Origin of the sequence: Micromonospora sp. NPDC050795 (genome assembly GCF_044456785.1) — a bacterium.
In the GTDB taxonomy this organism is placed as follows: Bacteria; Actinomycetota; Actinomycetes; order Mycobacteriales; family Micromonosporaceae; genus Micromonospora.
Map to the genome: position 1 here is coordinate 83,264 of NZ_JBITGE010000010.1, position 24,830 is coordinate 108,093.

Annotated in this window: 19 protein-coding genes and 1 pseudogene; 10 read left to right on the plus strand and 10 right to left on the minus strand. The window is 69.5% G+C overall.

The window, feature by feature from the left end; all coding sequences use genetic code 11:
- The first annotated feature begins 185 nt into the window (after positions 1–185).
- The 4 genes and pseudogenes from ACIBEF_RS11415 (at position 186) to ACIBEF_RS11430 (ending at position 4,560) form a co-directional block, all read left to right on the plus strand.
- A complete protein-coding gene (locus tag ACIBEF_RS11415) occupies positions 186–2,120 on the plus strand; it encodes a CRTAC1 family protein (RefSeq protein ID WP_396793399.1) in 1,935 nt (644 codons plus the stop codon).
- Complete coding sequence (locus ACIBEF_RS11420; protein WP_396793233.1) at positions 2,117–3,163, plus strand: enediyne biosynthesis protein; 1,047 nt, start codon at positions 2,117–2,119, stop codon at positions 3,161–3,163. Before ACIBEF_RS11415 ends, ACIBEF_RS11420 begins: the two co-directional genes overlap by 4 nt.
- 85 nt (positions 3,164–3,248) lie before the next feature.
- Positions 3,249–3,853: pseudogene (locus tag ACIBEF_RS11425) on the plus strand (hypothetical protein).
- Positions 3,826–4,560: a hypothetical protein gene (locus ACIBEF_RS11430; RefSeq protein WP_396793234.1), complete on the plus strand. Its 735-nt coding sequence runs from the start codon at positions 3,826–3,828 to the stop codon at positions 4,558–4,560. The pseudogene ACIBEF_RS11425 and the gene ACIBEF_RS11430 overlap by 28 nt, the downstream one beginning before the upstream one ends.
- A gap of 23 nt (positions 4,561–4,583) precedes the next feature.
- Here the strand turns inward: ACIBEF_RS11430 and ACIBEF_RS11435 are convergent, their stop codons facing one another.
- Positions 4,584–5,126: an SRPBCC family protein gene (locus ACIBEF_RS11435; protein WP_396793236.1), complete on the minus strand. Its 543-nt coding sequence runs from the start codon at positions 5,124–5,126 to the stop codon at positions 4,584–4,586.
- A gap of 179 nt (positions 5,127–5,305) precedes the next feature.
- Between ACIBEF_RS11435 and ACIBEF_RS11440 the strand changes: the two genes are divergently transcribed.
- Positions 5,306–6,850, plus strand: coding sequence for an NAD(P)-binding domain-containing protein (locus ACIBEF_RS11440; protein ID WP_396793237.1), 1,545 nt, complete (start codon positions 5,306–5,308; stop codon positions 6,848–6,850).
- Here ACIBEF_RS11440 and ACIBEF_RS11445 read toward each other — a convergent pair.
- The 8 genes from ACIBEF_RS11445 to ACIBEF_RS11480 form a co-directional block, all read right to left on the minus strand.
- Positions 6,834–7,433, minus strand: a complete 600-nt coding sequence (locus ACIBEF_RS11445) for a nitroreductase family protein (protein ID WP_355008772.1) — start codon at positions 7,431–7,433, stop codon at positions 6,834–6,836. The two genes, ACIBEF_RS11440 and ACIBEF_RS11445, sit on opposite strands and share 17 nt — an antisense overlap.
- A 162-nt stretch (positions 7,434–7,595) precedes the next feature.
- Entirely contained in the window at positions 7,596–8,747 is a 1,152-nt protein-coding gene (locus ACIBEF_RS11450; RefSeq protein ID WP_396793239.1) for a glutamate--cysteine ligase, read from the minus strand.
- 72 nt (positions 8,748–8,819) lie between these two features.
- Positions 8,820–9,962 carry a M20/M25/M40 family metallo-hydrolase gene (locus ACIBEF_RS11455; protein WP_396793241.1) on the minus strand — a complete coding sequence of 381 codons (1,143 nt, stop codon included), beginning with the start codon at positions 9,960–9,962 and terminating at the stop codon, positions 8,820–8,822.
- Positions 9,963–10,053: 91 nt separating this feature from the next.
- Positions 10,054–10,620, minus strand: a complete 567-nt coding sequence (locus ACIBEF_RS11460) for a carboxymuconolactone decarboxylase family protein (RefSeq protein WP_355008744.1) — start codon at positions 10,618–10,620, stop codon at positions 10,054–10,056.
- A 238-nt stretch (positions 10,621–10,858) separates the two neighbouring features.
- Positions 10,859–11,824, minus strand: a complete 966-nt coding sequence (locus ACIBEF_RS11465; protein WP_396793242.1) for an alpha/beta hydrolase family esterase — start codon at positions 11,822–11,824, stop codon at positions 10,859–10,861.
- 154 nt (positions 11,825–11,978) lie between these two features.
- Positions 11,979–12,902 (minus strand): AEC family transporter, encoded by a 924-nt coding sequence (locus ACIBEF_RS11470; RefSeq protein WP_396793244.1) that lies wholly within the window; start codon positions 12,900–12,902, stop codon positions 11,979–11,981.
- Between the two features lie 97 nt (positions 12,903–12,999).
- Positions 13,000–13,956: a hypothetical protein gene (locus ACIBEF_RS11475; protein WP_396793246.1), complete on the minus strand. Its 957-nt coding sequence runs from the start codon at positions 13,954–13,956 to the stop codon at positions 13,000–13,002.
- Positions 13,953–14,309 (minus strand): PadR family transcriptional regulator, encoded by a 357-nt coding sequence (locus tag ACIBEF_RS11480; protein ID WP_396793248.1) that lies wholly within the window; start codon positions 14,307–14,309, stop codon positions 13,953–13,955. Before ACIBEF_RS11480 ends, ACIBEF_RS11475 begins: the two co-directional genes overlap by 4 nt.
- A 277-nt stretch (positions 14,310–14,586) precedes the next feature.
- Here ACIBEF_RS11480 and ACIBEF_RS11485 point away from each other — a divergent pair, with 277 nt between their 5' ends.
- The 4 genes from ACIBEF_RS11485 (at position 14,587) to ACIBEF_RS11500 (ending at position 19,330) form a co-directional block, all read left to right on the plus strand.
- A complete protein-coding gene (locus ACIBEF_RS11485) occupies positions 14,587–15,378 on the plus strand; it encodes an SCO2525 family SAM-dependent methyltransferase (protein ID WP_396793250.1) in 792 nt (263 codons plus the stop codon).
- A gap of 218 nt (positions 15,379–15,596) precedes the next feature.
- On the plus strand, positions 15,597–17,438 hold the full coding sequence (locus tag ACIBEF_RS11490; protein WP_396793252.1) for an SCO2524 family protein: 1,842 nt from the start codon (positions 15,597–15,599) through the stop codon (positions 17,436–17,438).
- Positions 17,439–18,368: an SCO2523 family variant P-loop protein gene (locus ACIBEF_RS11495; RefSeq protein ID WP_350853374.1), complete on the plus strand. Its 930-nt coding sequence runs from the start codon at positions 17,439–17,441 to the stop codon at positions 18,366–18,368.
- Positions 18,369–18,373: 5 nt separating this feature from the next.
- The gene (locus ACIBEF_RS11500; protein WP_396793401.1) at positions 18,374–19,330 is read left to right on the plus strand and encodes an SCO2522 family protein; all 957 of its coding nucleotides are present in this window, start codon (positions 18,374–18,376) and stop codon (positions 19,328–19,330) included.
- A gap of 6 nt (positions 19,331–19,336) precedes the next feature.
- On the opposite strand, the gene ACIBEF_RS11505 is transcribed toward ACIBEF_RS11500, so the two are convergent.
- Positions 19,337–20,293: an SCO2521 family protein gene (locus tag ACIBEF_RS11505; protein ID WP_396793254.1), complete on the minus strand. Its 957-nt coding sequence runs from the start codon at positions 20,291–20,293 to the stop codon at positions 19,337–19,339.
- Positions 20,294–20,590: 297 nt separating this feature from the next.
- Here ACIBEF_RS11505 and ACIBEF_RS11510 point away from each other — a divergent pair, with 297 nt between their 5' ends.
- Positions 20,591–24,802: a HEAT repeat domain-containing protein gene (locus ACIBEF_RS11510; protein ID WP_396793256.1), complete on the plus strand. Its 4,212-nt coding sequence runs from the start codon at positions 20,591–20,593 to the stop codon at positions 24,800–24,802.
- Positions 24,803–24,830: the final 28 nt, after the last annotated feature.

Here is a 24,830-nt window from a genome sequence, read left to right on the forward strand (position 1 = left end):
GTGCGCGCTTCGCCGTAAACAGCTTCGAGAGCAATTCCTGAGAAGACACCGCGCCGCGCCGGACGAAAGCATGGCGATGGTTCGTACCGAGACGCCGCGTCCGACCGCACCGCCCGCTGCCGGCCGACCCGTATGTCCCGGCGCCGTCTACCCGAGGGGGACACTTGCCACCGCAATCCGTAGGCATCCTGCGCCGACTCATTCCACCCGTGTTCGTCCTGGTGCTGGTCGCCGGCCTGTTCTCGGTGGCCCGGCTGCCCTCGGCCTCTGCCGAGGAGCGCAGCGCGCTGGCCTCCCGATACGCGTTCACCGAACGACCGATCGCGCTGCCGCCCGGCCTGCCGGAGCGCACCGTGCGTCAGGTCAACCCCCGGTACGAGCACATCCGGTCCTGGATCTCGTCGGTCGGTGCCGCAGTGGCGCTCAACGACCTGGACGGCCAGGGTGGCGCGAACGACCTGTGCCTCGTCGACAGCCGCAGCGACGCGGCGATTGTCACCCCGGCCCCGGACAGCGGTGCCACGTACGCGCCGTTCGTGCTGGATCCGGCCCCGCTGCCGATGGGTCCGGCGATCGCCCCGATGGGCTGCACCCCCGGCGACTTCAACCTCGACGGCCGGATGGACCTGCTCGTCTACTACTGGGGCCGTACGCCGGTGCTGTTCCTGCAGCGCCCCGGGGTGACCTCGCTGAGCCTCGCGGCGTACCACCCGGTCGAGCTGATCCCACAGCAGACCACCGGCTCCCTCTACCGGGGCCCGCTGTGGAACACCAACGCCGTCGCGGTGGCCGACTTCGACGGTGACGGCCGCCCGGACATCGGGATCTTCAACTACTTCCCGGACAGCCAGGTCCTCGACCCGCAGGGCCTGCCGCACGTGCAGATGAACCACTCGATGTCGCACGCGCACAACGCCGGTGGCGCGTACCTCCTGCGGTGGACCGGCGCTACCACCGGTGACTCACCCTCGGTGAGCTACGAGAGGCAGGTGGGCGGCGATCCGGAGTTCTTCACCGGCTGGACGCTCGGCGCCAGCTCCGCGGACCTGGACGGCGATCTGCTTCCGGAGCTCTACCTGGCCAACGACTTCGGACAGGACCGGCTCTTCCACAACCGGTCCAGGCCCGGGCAGATCCGATTCGACCTGGTGGAGGGACAGCGCGACCCGATCACCCCGAAGTCACTCGTGCTCGGACACGACTCGTTCAAGGGCATGTCCATCGACTTCGCCGACCTGGAGGGGCGTGGACGGTTCGACGCGTTCGTCAGCAACATCACCGAGTCCTGGGGTCTGGAGGAGAGCAACTTCCTCTGGCAGAACACGGCCTCGACGCCGGAGCAGGCCCGGAAGATGCTGAGCAGGGGCGAGGCGCCGTTCCGCAACCAGGCCGCCGCCAAGAACATGGCGTGGGTCGGTTGGGGCTGGGATGCCAAGATGGCCGACTTCGACAACAGCGGACGGTTGGCGGTCGTCCAGGCCACCGGTTTCGTGAAGGGCACCATCAACCGGTTCAACTGGTTGCAGGAGTTGGCGATCAGCAACGACCTGCTGCTCTCCGACCCGGACATGTGGCCCAAGGCCGAGCCCGGTGACGACCTCGCCGGCGACAACGAGCTCGCGTTCTGGGTACGCGAGGACAACGGCCGGTACGCCAACATCAGCAAGGAACTCGGTCTGGCCCTGCCCGTTCCCACCCGGGGTGTGGCGGTGGCCGACACCAACGGCGACGGCGGCCAGGACTTCGCCGTGGCCCGCCAGTGGGGTCCGCCGGCCTACTACCGCAACGAGAAGCCCGGGAACGGCAACTTCCTGGGGCTGCGGCTGGCCCGGCCGACGCTGTCCGGCGACGGTTCCTCACCGGCGTACGGCGCGCAGGTGCGGGTCACCACCGCCGACGGCCGCACCCAACTCGCCCAGCTCGACGGGGGCGGGGGTCACTCCGGCAAGCGCAGCTTCGACGTGTTCTTCGGCCTCGGCGCCGCCGGGGACCGGCCGGTCAAGGCCGAGCTGTGCTGGCGCGACCTCACCGGTGCCACCCACAAACAGACGCTCGACCTGAGCGCCGGGTGGCACGACTTCATGCTGACCAGTCGAGCCGAGGAGTTGACCAAGCGATGACGGACGTCAAGCAACCCGAGGCGACCAGGGAGCTGTCCCTCGCCACCCCGGTCGCGCCGTCCGCGACGGCACCGCAGCCGACGCCCACAACGGACCGGCCCGCCGTACCGCGGGTGGACAGCAAGGACCCGCGCTACATGGCGCTGCGCAACTTCGCCATGTCGATGACGGTCTTCAACATCCTGGGTTACACCGTGCTCGGTTTCGAGCAGCCCTGGCTGTGGCCGATCCTGGCCCTGGCGGTTGGATACGGCACCGAGATCATGGTTGAGATGGTCTCGGCGCGGGCGCTGAAACGACCGCCGGCCTTCAGCGGCAACGGTGCGTGGGGGGTCTACACCTTCCTGCTGCCGGCGCACATCACCGCGCTGGCCGCGAACATGTTGCTGTACGCCAACGACAACTTCTGGCCCATCGCGTTCGCGGTGGTCGTGGCGGTCGGTCAGAAGGCGGTGCTCCAAGCGCCGATCAAGGGCCGGATGCGGCACTTCATGAACCCGTCCAACTTCGGCATCACCATCACGCTGCTGGTGTTCTCCTGGGTCAACATCGCCCCGCCGTACCACTTCACTGAGAACGTGCCCGGGGTCATCAGCATTCTGATCCCGGTGATCATCGTGACGGCGGGCACGGTGATCAACGCCATGCTGACCAAGAAGGTGCCGCTGATCGTCGGCTGGCTGGGCGCGTTCGTGATCCAGGCGGTGCTCCGGCACTTCATCTGGGACGTGTCGCTGGTCGCCGCGCTCGTCCCGATGACCGGGGTGGCCTTCGTCCTGTTCACCAACTACATGATCACCGACCCGGGCACGACCCCGGCGGCACCTCGGATGCAGTTCATGTTCGGTGCCAGCGTCGGCATGGTCTACGGCCTGCTGATGGTGTTCAACGTGGTCTACACGCTGTTCTTCGCCGTGACACTGGTCTGCCTCGCCCGTGGGCTGTTCTGGTGGGGCCGGTGGCTGGTGCAGCGCAACCGGCCCGAGGAGAACCTGACCCCCGCACCGCCGCCCGCCGCTGTGGCGCTACCGGTCGCCCGTTGACCGTCCGCCGGTCCCGGTCACCGGTCGGCCCGCTCGTCGTGGGTCCGCCGGTGGCCGGGACCGGCCGCTTTCGTGGAGGTGCACCATGAACCTGCTCGTCGTCGGCGCCTCGTACCGGACCACTCCGGTCGACGTACTGGAACGGCTCGCGGTCGGAGCCGCCGAGCTGCCAGGGCTGCTGCGCACGCTGCTCGACCGGCCGGCGGTGGAGGAGGCGGTGGTGCTGTCCACCTGCAACCGGGTGGAGGTGTGGGCGGCGGTCAGCGGCTTCCACGCCGGGCTGCGCGAGATCGGCGCGACGCTCGCCGCGCACGCCGACGCGTCGACCGACGTGCTGGCCCGGCACCTGTACGCGCATCACGACGACGCCGCCGTGGCGCACACCTCACCGTCACCGCCGGCCTGGACTCCATGGTGGTCGGCGAGGCGCAGATCCTCGGGCAGGTGCGGGCCGCATACCGGGCCGCGGTCTCGTACGGGAGTGCCGGCCGGCTGACCCACGAGCTGGTGCAGCACGCGCTGCGGGTCGGCCGACGGGTCCGGGCCGAGACCGACGTCGGGCGCTGCGGCGCCAGCACGGTGACCGCCGCCCTCGACGTGCCGGCGGGACACCTCCCGGTGGCCTCGCCGGCCGACCCGCCCTGGTGGTCGGTGCCGGGGCGATGGGCGGGATCGCCGTCGCCGCGCTGACCCGCGCCGGCGCCGGACCGATCACGGTCGCCGGGCGCGGCGCCGAGGGCATCCGCCGGCTCGTCTCGGCGTACGGCGTGCGGCCCGTGCCCGCGGCGGACCTGGTGCCGGCTCTCGCCGCCGCCGATGTCGTGGTGACCGCGACGACCGCACCGGACCCGGTGCTCACCGCCGAGCTGGTCGCGCCGGCGCTACGTCGCCGGCTGACCCGCGGCCCGGACCTGCCGCTGTTCGTGCTGGACCTGGCGATGCCCCGGGACGTGGACCCGGCGGTCGCCCGGCTCGACGGCGTGGTGGTCGTCGACATCGGCGGACTCGGCGCGGTGACGCGCCACGGTGTCGAGCGCCGGGACCAGGATGCGGCCGAGCGGATCGTGGCCGCCGAACGCGACGCGCTGGCCGGCCGGCTCCGCGGGGCCGACGCCGGGCTGACCGTCGCCGCGCTGCGCCGCCGGGCCGACCGGACGGTCAGCGCGGAGCTGCACCGGCTGGCCCAGCGCCGACCTGACCTCAGCGAGGCGCAGCGGGCCGAGGTGGCCCGCACCGTCAACCGGGTGGTCCAACAACTGCTGCACCCCCCGTCGGTACGTGTCCGTCAGCTCGCCGGTGAGCCGGACGGCGAGCGTTACACCGCGGCGCTGCGTCAGCTGTTCGACCTGGAGGTGCCGCACAGCACCCCGGTCGCCGACGTCCCCCGGGTGGCCTGACCGTCCTCGGCGGCCCCTCGTCCTCAGCGACCGTCGTCGGCGGGCGTCTCGGCGAGGGCCTTGATGCCTTCCAAGGTGGTGATCATCGCCTCCCGTAGGGCGGCCGTGCGGCGTTCGATGATGACCTCCTCCTGCTCCGGTGCGCGGTCGATGATGAGGCTCAGGCCGGTGCGGCCCGGCCCGATGCGGACCGAGTGGGTCAGTCGACATCCACCCGCCTCCTCGACGAGTTGGAACTGCCAGGCCGAACCCGGACGCTCCGGGTCGGCCGGGCCGCCGCCGAACCGGCCGGCCTCGTCGACCACCACCCAGGCGAACACGCGCGGCGCGTCGAGGCGCACCACGTGCGAGACGGTCTGCCACTCGCCCAGCAGGGGGTGGTGGTTCTCGCCTTCGAACCGGGCACCCAGCGTCGGCCCTTCGCAGTCGTCCAACCACCGCACGCGCCGTAACTCCGGGCTGAACCGCGCGGGCAGTTCGATGTCCGTCACCAGGTCCCACACCCGGGCGGGGTCGGCCGCCACATGCAGGTCACACTCGATTGTCGGGTTGTCGGCGTACCGCACGTCACCGCTCCTCTGATCGTTTTGGACTCGTGCCGGTCCACTACAGCGCATGACATGATCGGAATTCAAGTGCGCAAATTCCTGGTGGCGGTCGAGCGTCTGGGCAGCGACGGCATTGACACGCGCCGACATTCATTCCAAGGTCGATGGATTCGTCTCTCCGTCGAAGGGGCCGCAGGATGGTCAGCAACGAGCACAGGTACGTCATCGTCGGGGCGGGTCCCGCCGGCGTTCAACTGAGCTACTACCTACAGCAGCACGGTGCCGACTACCTGACGCTCGAAAGCGGAGACGCGCCGGGCGGGTTTTTCCGGCAGTTCCCACGCCATCGCAGGCTCATCTCGCTGAACAAGGTGCACACCGACAGCACCGATCCGGAGATTCGCCTGCGCTGGGACTGGAATTCGCTGCTCAACGACGACCCGGACCTGCTGTTTCCGAAATTCAGCGAGGAATACCTGCCGGCCGCCGATGACCTGGTGCGCTACCTCGCCGAGTTCCAACGTGTGCACAAGCTCAACATCCGATACGGCACGACGGTCGAGCAGATCACGCGTACGGGCGACGGCTTCACCGTGCGCACCGACCAGGGTGAGGTGCGCGCGCGCTGCCTGGTCGTCGCGACCGGCTGGGGCCAGCCGTTCGTTCCGGCCATCACGGGCATCGAGCACGCCATCGGGTACGAGGACATGGTCATCGACCCCTCGGCGTACGACGATCAGCGGGTCCTGATCATCGGTAAGGGCAACTCCGCGTTCGAGACCGCGTCGGCCATCCTCGGCCACGCGTCGATGGTGCACCTCGCCAGCCGGCAACCCCTGCGACTGGCCTGGAACACCAAACACCCCGGGGACGTCCGTGGTCAGTACGGCGCGATCCTCGACAGCTACCAGTTCAAGACGCTGCACTCGGTGCTCGACTGCACGATCGACGAGATCCGGCCGGTCGACGGGCGGTTCCAGGTGTCGATCACCTACACCCACGCCCAGGGGGAGACCGCTGTCCTCGACTACCACACGGTGCTGAGGTGCACCGGCTTCCGGATGAACACCGCGATGTTCGACGAGACGTCCCGACCCGACATGGTGCGCGACGGCCGCATGCCCGGGCTACGCCCCGACTGGCAGTCGAGCAACGTCGACGATCTGTACTTCGCCGGCACCATCGCCCAGGCCCGGGACGTCAAGCACGCGTCGTCACCCTTCATCGACGGCTTCCGGTACAACCTCCGTACGTTCACCCGGATTCTCCGTGAGCGGTACGACGACGTCCCGTTGTCGTACGCGACGACGCCGGCCGACCCCGCGTCGCTGACCAAGCTGATGCTCGACCGCGTCAACTGGTCCTCGGCGCTGTGGACCCAGTTCGAATACCTCTGTGACGTCTTCGTCCGCGACGACGCCAGCGGCGACTTCCACCACTACGAGGACCTGCCGGAGGACTACGCCGTGGAGCGCTTCGGGGCTGCCACGCAGTGGTACACGCTCGCGCTCCGGTGGGGCCGCGACGACTACGGCGACGTCTTCGCCATCGAGCGGCATCCGACCCCCGACCGGGCCAGGGAGAGCGCCTTCATCCACCCGGTGATCCGGCGCTACCGCGGTGCCGAACTGCTCGCCGAGCAGCATCTGCTGGAGGATCTGCTGGCCGAGTGGCGGCGAACGGACCGGCACGTCGAGCCCCTGGTCGATTTCCTGACCAGGGATCTCACCAGCGGATCATGACCTCGTCGAGGGGTTTGCGGGTCAGGTCGGGGACGTGGGCGTCCGGCGTGGGATACCCGACGGGCATCACCACGTACGGGCGCTCCTCGGGCGGACGCTCACACACCTCGTTGAGAAATCGCATCGGGCTGGGCGTGTGGGTCAGTGTGACCAGGCCGGCATGGTGCAGCGCGGTGATCAGCAGGCCGACCGCCATGCCGACGGACTCCTTGACGTAGTACGGCTTCGGGGTGTTCGGCCCCTGGTGCACCTCGAACACGACGATGACGGCCGGTGCGGTCTCCAGGAACGGTTTCCGCCAGTCGGTGCCGAGCCCGGCGATCGCACCGAGCCACTCCTGCGAGGCGCGGCGGTCGTAGAACGCGCGTTCCTCGGCCTCGGCCGCCTCGCGTAGCCGGCGTTTGCGGACCGGGTCGGTCAGCACGACGAACCGCCACGGCTGCACATTGGCCCCACTGGGTGCGGTCGACGCGGCCCGGATCGCCGCCTCGACCACCCCGTCGGGCACGGGGTCGCTGGCGAAGTCGCGCACGGAACGGCGCCGCGCCATGCGGTCGGCGAACGCCTCCGCCTCCCGCACCATGTCCGCGGGGGATCGACGCTCGAACTGGACGGGGACCTTGGAAAGCAGGTCTGTGTCGTGCACCTGGAACCTCCCCTGATCCGGCGTGCCGGTTTCTGCGGGAGGGTCACCTGCCGCCGGCATCCGGTTCGTTCAGCATTTCGGAGGCCCGACGGCATGTCGTTACGCAGGTGTGCTGTCTTCGCGGGTCGGCACGTCGGGCGCGGTCCGGGTGGCGATGTCGTCGACCACGTCGGTCAGGCGCCCACGCAGCGCCGCGGCGGCCCGCTGGCGGGTCGCCCCGTCACCGTCCACGGCGAGCCACCTCAGCCATGTCTCCACCCGGTGGCGGTCACCCGCCTCGTCCAGCGCTGGTCGGGCGAGCGCGACCAGCCGTTCGGCGAGAGCCGTGGCGGGCAGCAGTCGCCCCGTGGCGGCGTCGACGCCGTGACCGCCCATCCCGTCGCGGGCGGCCCGCCAGTACGCCAGTCGCATCAGCTCCGGGACCAGTTCCGGCCCCTCGTCGCCCCGGTCGACGGCATCCCCGGCGACGACCACCAGAGCCCGCACCAGGGCCGCGAGCGCCGCGGACTCAGCGGCACTGACGGGTACGTCGGCCACCCGTACCTCAAGGGTGGGGTGGTTGGTGGACAGCCGGAGATCCCAGAAGATGGTGCCGTGATCGACCAGCGCGCCCGCCTCGAGCAGCATGTCCACGTGGTCGTCGTACTGCCGCGCCGAGGTCAGGAACGGCGGCGGGCCGGCCACCGGCCAGCGCCCCCACGTGACGCTGCGCCAACTGGCGTACCCGGTGTCGCGTTCGGGCCAGTACGGCGAGTTGGCCGTGAGGGCGAGCAGCACCGGCAGGTGCTGGCGCAGATGGTTGCCGATCAGCACGGCCCGGTCCCGGTCGGGCTGCTCCACGTGGACGTGCACGGCGCAGATCGCGAGCTCGTCGTGCAGCCCACGGTAGGTCGCGGTGCCCCGGTCCTGGCGAGGCCCTTCGGTGAGGGGCGGCGGCACGGCACGGCCCAGCACCGGCGAGCCGCTGGCGATCACCCGCAGACCCGCCGACAGGGCTGCGGCCTGGACGGCGGCGCGGCCCTCGGTGAGCTGCGCGCCGATGTCCTCGACGCTCCGGCACGGGTCGGTTCGCGTCTCCACCTGAAACTTGGTGATCTCACCACCCACCCGGGTGCCGAGGGCCGGGCGCGCGCGGTCGACGACGACCGCCGCCTCCGGCACGAGCTCGCCCCGGTCGACGTCGACGACGAGGAACTCTTCCTCGACGCCGAGCAGGGGGATGGATGATCCTGCACGCTGTCCCGTAGTCATCCGACGCCGACCTCTCGCTGCCGGTCGTGTGCCGGCGGTGAGCACGTTACGTTACGGGATCACGTCGGTGGGTCAAGATCCGGGACGCTCTGATGTGGACAGAACCTCGACGAGCCCGGCCAGGAGCGCCGTCCGTTCGGGCATCCGGTCGAGGCAGACATACTCGTCGGCGGCGTGCGCTCCGCCGCCCACCGCGCCCAGGCCGTCCAGGGTCGGTACGCCCAGGGCGGCGGTGAAGTTGCCGTCGGACGCGCCGGCCGCGTACGCGCCGACGAGGCCCGGGATGCCGAGCTGACAGGCGACCGACTGGGCCAACTTCAGCAGCGGTCGCGCGAGCTCCTCGGACATCGGGTAGCGGTTGATCCCTCCCTGCACGGCCAGCGTCGCCTCGGGCAGGAACGGCACCAGAGCGCGGATGGCGTGATCGACGCGTTCCAGCTCGTCTCTGGTCCAGGCCCGTACGTCAACGGCCAGACTGGCGCGCTCCGGCACCGTGTTCGTCGTGGTGCCAGCGGAGAGCAGGGTCGGTGTGACGGAGGTGCCGCCGCTGTCCATCGCGCCGAGCGCACCCAAGGTGAGAACCTGGTGGGCGACCTCGACCGTGGCGTTCACTCCGCGCTGCGGTTCGACGCCCGCGTGGGCGGCGCGACCCTCGACGATGACGCGGTAGACCGAACCGCCCTTCCTGGCCACCTTCACCTGCCCGTCCGGGGTGGCCGCCTCGCAGACGAGAACCGCACCCGAACGCCGTGCCTCGCGTTCGATCAGTGGCCGTGACGTGACGGATCCGGTCTCCTCGTCGCAGGTGAGCAGCACGCCGACCGACGAGGTGTCCTCGATCAGTCGCAGTGCCGTGAACATCTGCACGATCCCGGCCTTCATGTCGCAGACTCCAGGTCCCGTCGCCACGTCCCTGCGTACGGTGAAGGGCCGGGATCGGATCGTGCCGACCGGGAAGACCGTGTCGAAGTGGCCCAGGAGCAGCACGCGCTGATCGGCGGCCGGCCACAGCAGGTGCGGCAGACCGTCGATCACGACCCGGCAGGCGGGCCGGCCGAGCGCCTCCTCGCCCCAGCGGGCGAGCAGGTCGGCACAGGACTCAAGATGGGGCAGCGAGCCCGGTGCCGACTCGAGCGCGACGAGCGCGCCCAGCCGGTCAACCATGTCTGCTCGAAGCTGCTTCGTCGCGGGGAGCAGCCGGCGTGCGAGGTCCATCGATCCCTCCAGCGTCACAGGTGCCGGGCATGGCCGGACCTGTCCGTCGACCATCGCAGAGGGATCGGGGTGTGGTCACCCGTGTCTGTGCTCAGGCGGCTGGGGGCCCGCTGACCGCAGCCCCGTAACCAACCTCGACGATCCGACGTGCGGTCTCGGCGTAGGCGTCCCGGCCCTCGGGCGCGAAGGTGCCGAGCCCGTCGACGTAGCGGTTGAACATGCAGAACGCGGCGGCGATCAGGACGGTGTCGTGGATCTCCAGGTCGGTGGCGCCCTCGGCGCGGGCGTCGTCGACGAGTTCGGTGGTGACCTCGCGACCACTGATCTGTACCGCACCGGCGATGCGCAGCAGTGCCCGCAGTTTGGCGGAGATCGGGGCGGTGTCCAGGTCCGCGCGCACCTGGTCGACGAGGGAGTAGCCCTCGTCGAGTTGCGCCGCGGCGAACGCGGAGTGCGACGCGCAGCAGAAGTTGCAGTCGTTACGCCCGGACACGTACGCGGCGATCAGTTCGCGCTCACCGGCGGGAAGCGAGTGAGGGGCACGCAGCAGCACCTCGGCCAGTTCGTTGAGTGGCTTCGCCGTCTCCGGCCGGTACCGCATCGGTCCGGAGATGCCGGGAAACTGCTTTTCGTCCAACCCGAGATCGATGTGCGCCATGGTCCTCAAAGCCCTTCGCTTGTGAGTCACGGCCCCGCCGACGCCATCGTCCACAGCGGACAGGAGCGTGCGCGCGGCCGTGCGGCTGTTGCCGCGCAGCCACGATCCCACTCGGTCCACCGCTCGGATCTCTTCATTTGTGCTCTCTTTCGTCGAGGCGGCGTCGGGCGCACCGCGACCACATCAGGTGCGTCGGTCGACCTGTCCACGGAACGACCGATTCCGGCCGACGCGGTCCTCACGACATCGAATTGCGCTCGGCGAACTCCCACATGATCGCGCTGGCGTCCGGGCCCGCGTGATCGGTGTACCTGCCGTCACCGTCGGGGCCAGGCCAGGCGTGCCCCATGTCCTGGACGCGGTACGCCTCGACGATCGACGAGCCGTCCGGCGCGGTGATCGTCGTCCGTGTGTAGGCGTGCCGGCCGGCGGCGCCCGGCACGGACATGGTCGTCGTGGTCGGGTCGAGGCTGTCGTTGGGCAGCCCGTCGTCGACGAGGTCACCCACCTCCGTCCACTGGGCGACGAGTCGGGTGCCCACCAGAGGCGGCACGACCTCGTCCTGCTCGCCCTGGATGACCAGCAGTGGCACCCGTCGGGCCCGGTCGCCCACCTGTGCCCAGCCCTGACGTGCCGTGTCCAACGGCGGCGTGGCGTCCGGGTTGTCCGGGTCGACCTGGTTGAGCCCGTACTCGCCGCCGGCGACCGAGGTCACCGTGGCGAAGACGTCGGGATGGGTCACGCCGAGGATGACAGCGGTCCCCGCGCCCGACGAGGCACCAGCTACGTGCACGCGCGCCGGATCCGCGTCGTACTCCTGGACCACCTCGCGGGCGACACCGGCCAACAGCGCGGGTTCGCCGGTGTGCCGTTGCTGATGCCGTGGGTCGGCGGAGTTCCAGCAGGCGATGACGTTGCGGGAGATCAGTTGCGTGGGGTAGACGACGATGAAGCCTTCCCGGTCGGCCAGGCTGTTGAACTGCGTCGTGGACTTCATGGAGTTACACCCGTAACCGGTCATCGCGCAGCCGTGGATGGCCATGACGACCGGAAGCCGGGCCGTCCCGTCGTGCTGGGGTGGAAGGTGAACCTGGTAGCGCTGCGAACCGGCAGCGCCCTCGTAGACGTGGTTCCGGTCGTTCTCGCCCATCTGCCAGGGCAGGCCGAGCTGAAGTGTGGCGACGCCGAGGCTGACGGCGGCCACGACGATGGCGAGGGTGCCGGAGACGATCCGCGTTCGCGGTCACCCGTCAGTGCAACCACGTCACGGATACCGGTGACGCTGTGTCACTGGTCGCGGCCGGGTTGCCGACGCACGCATGCCAGTCACGCGGTTCGGAACGGGTCAGCTGACCGGCCTACCTGAGCAACGTCGCCGCCGCGGTCAGTGTTGCCAGCGACAGCGTTGTGGTCACCACCACCGCCCGGTTGGCCACCGCCTCGCCGACGCCGTACTCCTGACCGTAGATGAACGTGTTCTGCGCCGTCGGCAGGCCCGCACACACCACCACGGCGAGCAGCTGCGGAGCGGACAGGTGCAAGGCCACCCCGGCCGCGTACGCGATGACCGGCTGCGCGACGAGCTTCAGCGCGGTGATCACGGCCAGTTCGCCCGGCACGGCTGGCTCGGCCTGCGACAGCGCCGTGCGGTGCAGCGACGCGCCGAGCGCGACCAGCGCGGCCGGAACCGCGGCGCCCGACAGCAGGGTCAGCGACGCGCCGGCCACCGACGGCAGATGCAGGCCGGTAGCCGAGCACGCGACACCGAGCAGCGACGCCAGGATCACCGGGTTGCGTACCGGCAGGGAGGCGATACGGCCGACCCGTACCCGCCCGGCCGGGTCGCCGTGCCGGTCCAGGGCGACCAGGATCACGGGTGTCACCACCAGCACCTGCAGCAGCACCACCTCCGCCAGGAACGACACGTCGCCGAGAACCTGCGTGGCGATCGGGATGCCGAGGTTCGCCGAGTTCACGTAACCGGCGGCCATGCCCCAGATCGGCCGTTCGCCGGCCGTGCGACCGAACAGCCAGCTCGCGCCGACCCACCCGAGCCCGATGACCGTGGCGGTGCTTGTCGCGAAGGCGAGCAGCGGGCGGCCGGCCAACCCGGAGAGCGGCATTCGGGACAGGGCGAGGAACAGGGCGGCTGGCATCGCAAGGTGGAACACGAATCGGCCGAGCACCGACGCCGCCGCATCGCCCAGCAGGCCCCAACGACAGGCCGCGTAGCCGACCGCGGTGAGGATCCAGATCGGTACGAACGCCGCTACCAGGCTCATACGGACATGTGCGCCGATCCGGAAGTCACGCGTTCGGACTCGCACCCAGCCCGGACCGGGCGAATGTCCCGCACCTCAGCAACTTCGCGGAGCGCGGTCACAGGGTGACGTGCCGGCGAGCGGCCATTCTGCTGACCGTGACGTTGATGGCGAAAATCCCGACCACGACTTCGAGGAGCACGTTTCGCGGGTTCCAGTCCCAACCGTAGAGCGTCCAATTGGTCGGCTGATAGGCCAGCATGGGCAGCATCAGCGCCAGAAGGACCGCGCTGGCCGCGATCGACACCCGCACATCGAGTGCCGCACCCACGAGGGCCGCCACCAGCCCGGCGGCCATGATGACCGGAAGGGTCAGTCCGTCTGTCCAGCCATTGAGCGGGTTGGGCGTAATTATCACTATGGCTGTCGTGGCGCCGAGAAGCCAGGTCCATTGTCGCGTTGCCCGTGGTCGGCGCGCTCGAAGGAGCGGCACCATTGTCAACACGGCCAACAGGCATACCCACGTGGATATTTGCATGATCAGGTAGAGGCCGGTCCGGAGCCCCAGAGCAGAGTCGTACCTTGCCCATGGCTCGACCGCGTACCTCAGGTCATTCGCTATGGAGTGCCAGATGTCCCAGCCGAAGGCGCCAATGGTCAGGGGAAGGGCGAGGCGGTAGCGAGCCCACACTGCGGCGGCCAGTGCGACAAGCAGCAATGCGGGCGTGACCGAGCTTCGCTCCCACAGAAAGCTGGCTGAATTACCCGGCACCAGCAGCCACAGGCGCCACGTGAGGGGCAGGGCCGTCAGGGCGACGCCGCACACGAGCAGGCACAGCGCGGTCGATCGCAGGGCGGAGTGTCGCAAGGCGTCCCGGGAGCGGAGCTGGTCCACACCGGAGCGGACCCGCAGACCTCCCACCACGAGTGCGAGGGACTCCCGAAGCCTCGGGTGCCTCCGGTCCGTCTCGCCCGCGACCAGCAGCGTTTCCAGCATCTCGTCGGCGCGGTACTGCCGGTAGGCCCGAGGGTACGCGCGCAGCAGCCACCGGTAGCGGCGCTCCAGGCCGGTCATGCCGACGCCGTCCGAATCGTCGCGGCCGTCGACCGTACGGAACGGTCTCGAACGACCCGGGCCGCAGCGGCCATCCGAGCCGCCTCCTCGCGCAGTGCGGACAGCCCGCGCTCGGTCAGCTCATAGGTGCGACGGGCGCGACCGTTGACCACCGTCTCTTCGGCCACCCGCACCATCTCCTCGCCGGTGAGACGGTCCAGCGCGGCGTACAGCGTGCCGGTCGTCAACCGCACTCGCCCGTCGGACAGCTCCTGCGCACGCTTGACGATGGCGTAGCCGTGCAACGGCTCGTCCTGCAACGCGGCGAGGATGAAGTACGTGGGTTCCCGCATCGACGGCGAGGGCTTAGTCATGTCATCAACATAAGCAGATGGTCGACGTATGCGTCAAGCTCCAGCCTCACCGATTGCCGCACCACCCCGAGGACTGCACTGAGCGCAGGCCGGGCCAATCACCGGGAAGCGATCTGGTCGGGTTGGCGACATCCGGCCAGCGTCCTGTCGTCGTCAATCTCGGCGGACGGTGAAGTTCCTGCACTTGTGGGCCAACACCACCTTCGATAGATAATGGACAGCACCGAGCGCCGCTTCAGCGACCAATGTGATCCGCCGATCCGATGGAGGCCCATCCATGTCGTTGACCCCGGCGACTGGGGGCGGTTGCGGCGAGTCGACGCCCCGCTCGCCGATCCAGTCGCCGAGGCCGGTCAATTCCGACGTCGAGTGGGACAGCTTCGACCCGCAGGCATATGTCCGGCACAACTACGCGGATCTGCGGTCCGACGATCGGGAAATACTCTGCCGCATCCGAGACTTCTTCGCCGAGGCGAAGCTCTCCGACGCGCGGTGCGTCGACGTGGGATCGGGAGCGAATCTGTACCCGGCCCTGTCGCTTCTGCCGTTCGCGACGGCCGTCGACCTGTGTGAATGGTCGACGCCGAACGTGAACTGGCTGCGCACACAGGTCGACAGCTACGACCAGCTCTGGGACCCGTACTGGCAGGTGTGCGCGGAGCACCCGGCGTACGCGGCACTGGCGGACCCTCGTCGGCGCCTGGCGCAGGTGGGCCGGGTGGTGCGGGCCAGCGTTTTCACACTGCCGAGGCATGCGTGGAGCGCCGGCACGATGTTCTTCGTGGCCTGCTCCATCTCGGCCGACCGGGCCGAGGCCGAGCACGCGATCGGTCGGTTCCTGGACGCGCTGCGGCCCGGGTCGCCTTTCGCCGTGACGGTCATGCTCGGGTCCCTCGGCTACAGCGTCGGTCAGCGGATGTTCCCGGCGGTGGCACTGCAGCGCGCCGACGTGGTGGCCAGCATCGCGGCGGGCGCGTACGACCTGGACGTCCACGAGGTGCGGCCCAAGCCGCCGCTACGGGACGGGTACTTGAGCATGCTGCTGGCCACCGGTCGTACTCGCGGATAGCGCCGACGCGTGCCGGTGCGATGCGCCGATGCCGTGCTGTCGGCGCAGCGTGGCGGCGCGACAATCCGTCGCGCACCATCGGCCGGAGTGTCAACACGCGGCCGTCGAAGCCATTCAAGTGGCACTCGACTGGCCCGCTACCATGATGCTGTACGTCATCGTGGGCACGGCAATACCAGAGGTTTCGAGTCGACGACTACAACAGACGGCGGTGGATCATGCGGATGCAGCCGCGCCAGGAGATCCTCGACATCTGGCGGGCTACGGTTCGCAGTTGCTGGGCGAACGGTGAATGGCACTGGGGTGGCCGAAGTGGCAGCAACTCGATCGGCGACGCGGAGCAACTGCTGACCCTGTTGCTCCCCGCGGCAAAGGTCCCGGTGTTGTCGTTGGACGACCCGGATCGCGCCGACGAGGAGGTGATCGAGGCGCTCAGTCCTATCGGCGGCGCGATCGAGATTCCCCGCCGGCTGGTCAGCGTGATGATCGACTATTTCCGGCGGTACACCGACGACGCCGGCACTCCGATCTTCGGCGGGGGCAGCTACCTCACCTCGCTGGAGGGCGGCCCGGAGCTCACCGACGAGCAGCGTTCCCTGGACATCGTGGACTCGTTCGCGGTGTCGGTCACACTCACGTTGGCGACCATCGGTTTCGTCAAGGTCTACCGGGGCTCCACCCAGCGGCGCGACCTGTTGGCGCAACTGGACGAACTGGACGCGATGGCGAGCGCACGCCTCACGGCGGCGATGGTCGGCCTGCTCCGCAGCTTCAGCACCTTCGTCTTCACCTCCACCGACGAGTACGGCATTCGTCTGTGCGACATGGTCAACCAGGACGAGCTGCCGCGCCGCGAGCTGGTGGCGGCGCTGCGCGAGCAGTTGCGGGACACGATGGCGAGTCTGCGCAGCGTGATCATCGGGTCGGGTCGGGTGACCGAGGACCTGGACAACAGCGAGATGCTGTTCGAGTGCGGCTGGTCCTGGGGGATCATCTCCGGTGCTGAGGAGGTTCCGACCACCGAGCCGATCGGCTTGCAACGTGAGGGCTCCGCGGAGAACGCCCCCTACCTCTACTTCACCGTCATCGCGATGGACGCCATCGAGGATCTGAACTCCGAACGCACCCGGCTGCTCGGGTTGCTCAACGAGGAGCAGCAGCGGCTGTCCCGGGCGCTGCAACTGCGTTGGGAGCTCACCCGCACGTACTGGGCGACGGTGGCCACCTTCGGCAACCGACGGCGGTGGCCCATCGAGGACATCCCCTGGCGGACGACCGACGGTGACCGGACCGACTACTACACCCTCCAGGCCACGTCGCTGGCGGTGAAGGGCCTGATCGCCGTTGGGCGCGGCGGTGACGAGGAGCTCGGCCGGATCGCCTCGGTGCTGGTGGAGCTGGCGCAGCGGGCGCGGATCACCCGGCGGGCGTCGCCCGGCGAGCCGGCGCTGTTCGTACACGCGCCAGGCAAGCGGGTGACCCTGAACGACGACACGTCAAAGCCGATCATGACGTGGAACGTGAACGAGTTCTCCGTGGTGCTGCTGCAGCGGGCTGCCGCCGTCGCCGGTCTGCTGAGCAACGCCCGACGGCGCAGTGAACTGCTCGAGCTGGCCGACGAGGTGTGGGACCACCTTCTGCTGCGGCGCATCCCGGACGGCCGGCACCAGGGGCTGTGGGACCACGCCGGTGGTGCTTTTCCCGGCCTGGCGCCGAAGCCGGACGCACCCTCCTGGTATCTGACCGAGCGGGTGGTGCAGGCTCTGGTCACCTCCGGTCAGCTGCTGTGGGAGCGGCCGTTCCCACGGGCCGGCCGGCTGGCCGACTACGCGCAGGATCTCATTGACGAGGCCGAATATCTGTTCGACCGGGAGTTGATGCGTGGCACCTTCGACGGTGAGGCGATGCAACGCAGCATGCGCAGCATCCGAGCCAGCCTGGGCCGCGCGCAGCTGCTGGTCGACGAGCGTCCCGGCACGGCGGCCGCTCTGGTGAACACTCTCCTGTTGCTGCTCAACGACATCGCCACCGGGCAGCAGAAGGCCAGCGAGGGGATCTGAATGCTGGTCTTCGTCACGTCGCACAAGGGCGGCACCGGGCGGTCGGTGACCGCGGCGAACATCGCCTACCGCAGCGCGTTGTCCGGTCGCCCCACCTGCTACCTGGATTACGACTTCGGCTCGCCGACCGCCGGCATCACCTTCCAGATTCCCCAGGCCGTCAACGGCGTGGAGGGCGCCGGGCCCAACGGTGGCGGGCTGCACCGATATCTGCGCGGGGAGATTCCGTCTCCGGAGCAGTTGGACGTGTGGGGCACCTCCGAACGTGCCAGTCTGCGTCAGAGGCCCATCGGGTCCGGTCCGTTGGTGCTCCTGCCGGGACAACGCAACGGTAGCGAGTTCGGTTTCACCAACGACATCGCCAAACGCTGCGCCGAGCTGTTCCTCCGCCTGGAGGAGGAGTTCGACCTGACCCTGGTGGATCTCAGCGCCGGCCGGTCGTACGCCAGCCAGATCGCGCTGGCCGCCACCGCGACCTCGACCCTGCGCAAGGTCGCCGTGCGCTGGTTGGTCTTCCACCGATGGACTCCCCAGCACGTCACCGCAGCGGCGGACCTGGCGTTCGAGGCGGGTGGGATCGTGGCCATGGGCAAGGAGTACGGCCACGAGCCGGACAGGCTACGGGAGTCGCTGCGCTTCATCCGTACGGCGGTGATCGACTCACGTGGCCCGGAGGTCGGCCACCTCGGCCTCGCTCAGCAGGCATTCCTGCGTAAGTGCGACGCGGAGCTGTCGGAGCTGGCCCGACGCCGAGGTGTCGGGCGTACGACGCTGCTCGGCGCGGTGCCGTTGGATCCTCTGCTGCAGTGGCGGGAGCAGCTCATCTCCGATCACGACGTGCAATCCAAAATTGCCAACGTCAAGACGGTGGACGCCTTCGTTGACCTGACTGAGAAGCTTTTCGACGAGACGGCATGGGACACCGCGTGATCGGCATGGATGTCAGGTTCCAGGAGGCAGCTGCGGTGCGTCGGACAGAGAGCGTGGCGTACTCGCATCTGTCCGTGGAGCTGGGGCACTTCTACGCGGAGGACTTCGGCGACGGGTGTGACGAGCTGAAACGCAAGTTCGAGCGGATCGCGGACTGGTCTGCCGCGATCCCGGCTCTGGCCCGACGAGGGCTGCCCGCGCACCGGGAGCCGCGGATCAGCACCTGCTTCATGATGGACGACTACTTCCACCGCTTCGGTACCCCCCGCGAGGTGATACCGCAGGTGCAGAGCGCCGCGGCGGAGCACGGCCTGGTCCTGGACTACGTGGCCCGGGAGTCCAGCTTCGCCCGGCACGACGGCGCCGAGCTGGCCCGGCTGGTGGTCGACACGCTGGTGGTCGAACCACCTCGGCACACCACCGGGAGTCGTCCACCGCTGAACGAGTCGGGCTGGCTGTCCAACGGTAAGCGGTCTCCCGGGCACGTCGACGCGCCGGCGATGACCCTGCCACGCCCGTGGACTCCGCCGTTGCAGTCCGGTGATCCCCGGCACTCCATCTTCGTCGACATCGAGCTCTGGTCCGACGAGCCGGACACCCGGGTGTGGGCCTGCGCCCTGCTCGCTTCGGTCTGGCAGATGACCCGACTTGGCGTGCTACGGCATCGCGGCGAGACGATGACGCAACCGTGCCGGCTCGCCGGCGAGCTGCCGACGGACTGGGACGAACTGCCGGCGATCGTCCAGCTGAACCCGGCGGCCGCGCCGTTCTGCGCGTATCGCACGCTGACCCTGATGGGCACCCAGTACCTGCCGGTGGAGCTGGCCGTACGGACCATCCTCGGTCAGGTGGCAGTGCCGCCGACGGTCGCGCAGCAGGTCGCCAAACGGGCTGGCGGTGAGGGCCTGCTCCTGCCCAGCGAGTTGGTCGACCGGCTGAGCTACGTGTTCATCAGCGACTGAACTTCGTCAGCTCCCGCACGGCTCGTCGACGGCCACCCGGCCGGCCAGGTCGCGCAGCAGAGCCATGTTGCTCACGCTGATCTGATCCCGGATCCAGTTGACCGACGAGTTCCATTGACGGCTGAAGCCGGGTACCTGTTCCAACTGCTCCCAGATCGGCCGCAGCCGCGGGTGCACCCGCGCGCCGGGCAGCCACAGGTGCAGCAGGTGCTCCAGCACCGGCCGCAGCCGCTCGACGTGCTCCTGCCCGGAGGCCGATCGGGTGACCGCGGACTCCACCAGCGAGGACAGCATGGTCAGCAGCCAGTCGTGCAACGCGAGATCTTCGCAGAGCCCGGCCACGGCGGCCGGCACGTCCTGCGGGTCGAGCACGAGTTCGACCGTACGTAGGGTGGGCGAGTCCACGGTCACCACCGCCGAGACGTCCCGGTCCGAGCGCGCGTCGGCCTGCGCGGTCCAGCGCAGCCGTGTGCGGGCGGTGCGCAGTGGCGGACGCCGGTCCAGCAGGTCGGACATCTGCACACCGTCGAGAACCCGGCCGGTGATCGCCTCCAGGTTCAGCACGTCGGCGTTGTTGCCGTGCAGGAAGCCCGCGCTCAGGTCGGCGACGTCCAGCTTGCCGACCGTCTCCAGGACGCCGGGGTTGGCCAGATAGTGCGACCACGGCTGGCGGCGCTTGCCGGCGACGACGTGGATGACCGAGGAGGCCTGCACCATCCGGCCGCCGGTGACGATGGCCCGGGTGACCACGGCTCCCACCCCACGCAACTGGCGTCCTCTGGCGCTCGGGAGCCAGCAGTCGACACCGGTGCGGACATCGGGTGACACCGCGTACAGCGATGGACGCCGGGAGGTCAGCACGGCCTCGCCTTCGATCAGGCTGAGCATTTCGGCGCTCTGCTCCTGGGCCAACGCCGTGCTGTGTTGCAGAAGGCTGGTGTGCACCTCACCGACAGTGAGCATGGCTTCCTCCGCAACGCTGCCACCGACCCACGCTCATCGCGCGGTATGCGGCTCATGCTGATTGACGTACACCCCTCGCGACCGGCACTGACACGGATCGGCGTCGGACAACCGAGACTCCACTGGTACGAGTATCGACCGCCCGGATCCGTATCTGTTGACGGTCATCATAGGCCCGGGGTGAGCGGGAATCCCATGTACGGCGGGCATTCGGAGTGTTCGCGGGTCGGACGGACGTGACAACTGCTGATATTTTCAATGGTGCGGTCGCCAGCCACTCCCTGGAGTTTGCCGTTCATGAAGGTCTACATTTCGGCCACACAAAAGGACCTGCTGGAATACCGCGCTGCCGTGCACGCCGTGGCTCGCCGTCTGGAGATCGACGACGTGGCCATGGAGGCGTACGGCGCCGACATCCGTCCGCCGTTGGAACGCTGCCTCGCCGACGTGCGCCGATGCGACCTCTACGTGGGACTGTTCGCCTGGCGGTACGGGTTCCGGCCGCCGGGCCAGGAGTCCTCGATCACCGAGTTGGAATACCGGGAGGCGCTCGCGGCGGGAAAGCCGTGTCTGGTTTTCCTGCTCGCGGAGGACACGCCCTGGCCGGTCGACATGATCGACCGGGACGCCGACTGGCAGCAGATCGTCGCTTTGCGCCGTGAGCTCAAGGAGCGTCACCTCTGCGCCTTCTTCTCCGGCGTGGACGACCTCACCGCCAAGGTGACCGCCGCACTGGCCGACGTACGCAGTGGCAGGTCCCCGGCGCGCGAGCCCGCCGACCCGGACACCCACCTGCCGACGGCCGTCCGCAACCAGTACTACAAGCAGTTGTCGCTGAGATACCACACCGTCTCGGTGGACGCGGTCTCACCGCGTCCCACCATCGGCTACCTCACCGTCGGGCTGCCCAAGGTGTTCGTGGAACCCCGCGTCCACGAGGACGCGCGACCGGAGATGCCCCTGGCGTGGTGGCGATGGGCCGGGTCCACGCCGGGCGACGACGTCGGCGGGCTGCCCGGGGTGGTCAACCCGGAGGAGGTGGAGCGGCTCTGGGAGGAGTACGCGGCCAAGGACGAGCTGTCGTTGTTCGATGTGGTGTCCGACCCGGGCCGGCGCATGATCGTGCTGCTCGGCGACCCCGGCTCCGGCAAGTCCGCGGCCGCGCGGTACCTGGCGCTGACGCTGGCCGAGGTCTGCGCCGAGCCTCGACTGAGTGCGCTGGACCGGTACCTACCCGTCCTGATCGAGCTGCGCTCGTACGCCACCCATCACGGGGACGGCCGGTGCGACGGCTTGCTCGACTACGTCGGCCACCGCCACCAGCAGGGGCTGGCCGGCATCGACCAGGACGTGCTGGAGGCGTACCTGCGCCAGGGCGGTCAGGCACTGTTCCTGTTCGACGGCCTGGACGAGGTGTTCGACCCGGCACAGCGGGAAGAGGTGGCCGCGCAGATCGCCACGTTCGCCAACGAGTACCCGGGAGTGCTGACGGTGGTCACCTCGCGGGCGGCCGGCTACCAGCGGCACACCTTTGCCAACGCCGGCTTCGACCACTTCACCCTGGAGGATCTCGACGACGAGCAGATCGCGAGGTTCCTCGGCAACTGGTACCGCTACGTGATGCCCACGCCGGCCGCGGAGGCAGAGCGGCAGCGGCGACAGATCCTCGACGTGGTGGGCAGTTCTCGAGCGATGCGCGAGATCGCCGGCAACCCCCTGCTGCTGATGCTCATGGCGATCGTCGGCCGGGGTCACCCGCTGCCCCGCAACCGACGCCGGCTCTACGCGCACGTGACCGACGTTCTGATCTCCGAGTGGGATGTGACAAAGCAACTGCGCGAGAGCCACGGCGACGTGCCGTCGCTGGACCTGCAGGCAAAGCGTCGGCTGCTGCGTCACCTGGCGTACTGGATGCAGTTCCGCGAGTCCGGCCCCGCCGGAAACTACATCGAGTCCGACGAACTGGCGCGCATCTTCCGGGACCACCTCGTCGCGTTCTACGGCTTCGAGAATGAGCGGGCGCTCGCCATGGCCTACTCAATGATCGAAAAATTGCGGCAGCGAAGCTTCATCCTGGAGCGTTACGGGCTACGACTGTTCGGGTTCGTGCACCGCGCGTTCCTGGAGTTCTTCTGTGCAGAGGAGATCGTGGACAGATTCGATCACGATCCGACCTGGGGCCTCGATCGTCTGCGTTCACTGTTTCGCGAGCACTGGGCCGATCCGTCGTGGCGGGAGGTGCTTCGACTCGTCGCCAGCGCTCTCCCCGCCCAGACCGCCAACGAGCTGGTCACCCTGCTCGCCACCGAGGCCACCCAACCGTGGCCACCGCTGAACCTGACCGGGCCGCCGTGGAACCTGGTGCTGGCGGCGCAGTGCGTGGCTGAGGCGCCGCAGCCCGCCGAACTGGCCGACGCGGGCGACGCCGTGCTGCGGCAGGTCGTGCGTCTCATCGAGCATGGCATCTCCGCGGACGACCCGAACCTGGTGGATCTCACCGAGCAGGAGCTGCTGTCCTCGATCCGGGCGCTCGGCCCGAGTTGGCCCGGCCGGGAGATCTTCCTGCACTGGTACCGCCGCCGTGGTGTCCGGACCAGTTGGCGATCCGGCTCTCCCTTCGCCACCCGGATCGCGGCGGTGCTGTCCACCGCCGACGAGCAGATGGAGGACCTGCTCGTCCGGGAGCTGGGGCAGGGCCGCGAGCGCCAGGCCCATCTCACCCTGGTCGCCGGGCTGGCCGAGGCCGCCGGCCGCCTGCAGGCCACCGGCGGCAGTAGTCGCCGATGCCGGGACATCCTGGTCGCCCAGGCGCAGGCCGAGGTCTCCACCGCGGTACGGCAGGCCGCCGTACGCGCACTGGTCGCTCACTTCAATGCCGACCCCGACCTCGTGGACGTGCTGCGCGGTTTCGCCAGTTCCCCCGACCTCGCGGTGCGGGCACTGGCCGTGCAGTCCCTCGGCGCCCGGTCCGAACTCTCCGACGACGTCCGTCAGGTGCTGGCCAGAGCCACCGGGGACACCGCCGTCGCGGTGCGGCGCGCCGCCGCCGGAGTGCTCACCGCACGTTGCGCCGACCTGCCGGACGCACCCGAGACAATGCAGCGACTGCTGGCCACCGACGCCGACCCCGGCGTGGTGCAGTGCGCGCTGAAGGGTCTGCTGGTTCTGCCGGAGTACGCCGAGACCGCACGAACCACGGCGTTGCAGCGGGTCACCGGCGATTCCCCGGACGAGGTCCGACGCGGCGTTCTGACCGAGCTGCTGCCCGAGCGACCCGACCCGGAGAGCACCGAGCTGCTGCTGAAGCTGGCCTGCTCGGACACGTCGGCGCGGGTCCGCGCGGTCGCCGTGCAGCGGTTGGCGCTCGTACCCGACCCGGAGGGGCGCTGCCGGGCCCGGCTGATCGATCAGATCGAGCAGGACGAGGAGTCCTCCGTGCGGGCCGCCGCGGTCACCGCTCTGATCGACCGGGACCGCGCCGACGACACGGGGTGGACCGTGGTGGCCCGCTCGGCTCGCGTCGACGAGGACGCGACGGTACGCCTCGCCGCGGTGCGCGCGCTGGCCGAGGCCTACCCCGACCACCGCACCGGGGAACTGCTGTTGGAGAGCGCTCGACGCGATCCGACCGCGAGCGTCCGGCTCGCCGCGGTCGACCTGCTCACCGGGCGACCGTTGTTCGGTCACGCGACCCGGGACCTGCTCATCAGCCGCGCCTCCCAGGAGCGGGACCCGATCGTCCGGCTGCGGGTCACCCGTAGCCTGGCCCGTCTCGCCGACCCACCGGATCTTGAGGTGCGGGAGTGCCTTGCCGAGCAGGTCAGTCGGGACCCCGACCCGAACGTGTTGTGCGCCGCCGCACAGGCGCTCACCCGCCACGGCGAGGCCCCGGGCCTGATGGAGACACTGTGCCGGCGGGCACGCCGGGACAGCTACGTCGGCATCCGGTTGGCCGCCGTGCAGACCCTCTGCGCGTACGGGAGCCCGGAACTGGTGACCGACGTGCTGCTGGAATGCGTCGAGTCCGACACCGACCCGACAGTGTTCGACGCTGCCGTGCGCTGTCTGACCGAGCAGGGGTCGGCGTCCATGGCGGTGACGCTGCGACTCATGCGCCGCCTGTCGGACCAGAACCCGGCGATCCGCGCCCGCATCGCCGCCGCGCTCGGCGAACACTTCGGTGCCGACCCGGAGGTTCAGGTGCTGCTGGTCGGGCTGGTCCGCGACGATCCGGCCCTGGAGGTTCGCCGCCGGGCAGTCGAGCAGCTGGGCGCCAGCCTGGCCGGCCGCACGGGGGTACGGGACCTGCTGCTGCGGCTGGCTGACGACGATGACTGGGAGATCCGCCGGACCGCGTTGCTCGCGTTGACCCGGCACTACGACAGGGACACCCGGACCCGGGAGATGCTCGTGCGGCTCGCGCATCAGGAGGATGACGGCGCGGTGCGGCGGCTGGCCGGGCAACTGCTGGCCACGCTGCCCGACACCCGACCCGACGACTTTCCGTGATCGATCCGGAGCCGTAGGTGTGCGCGCG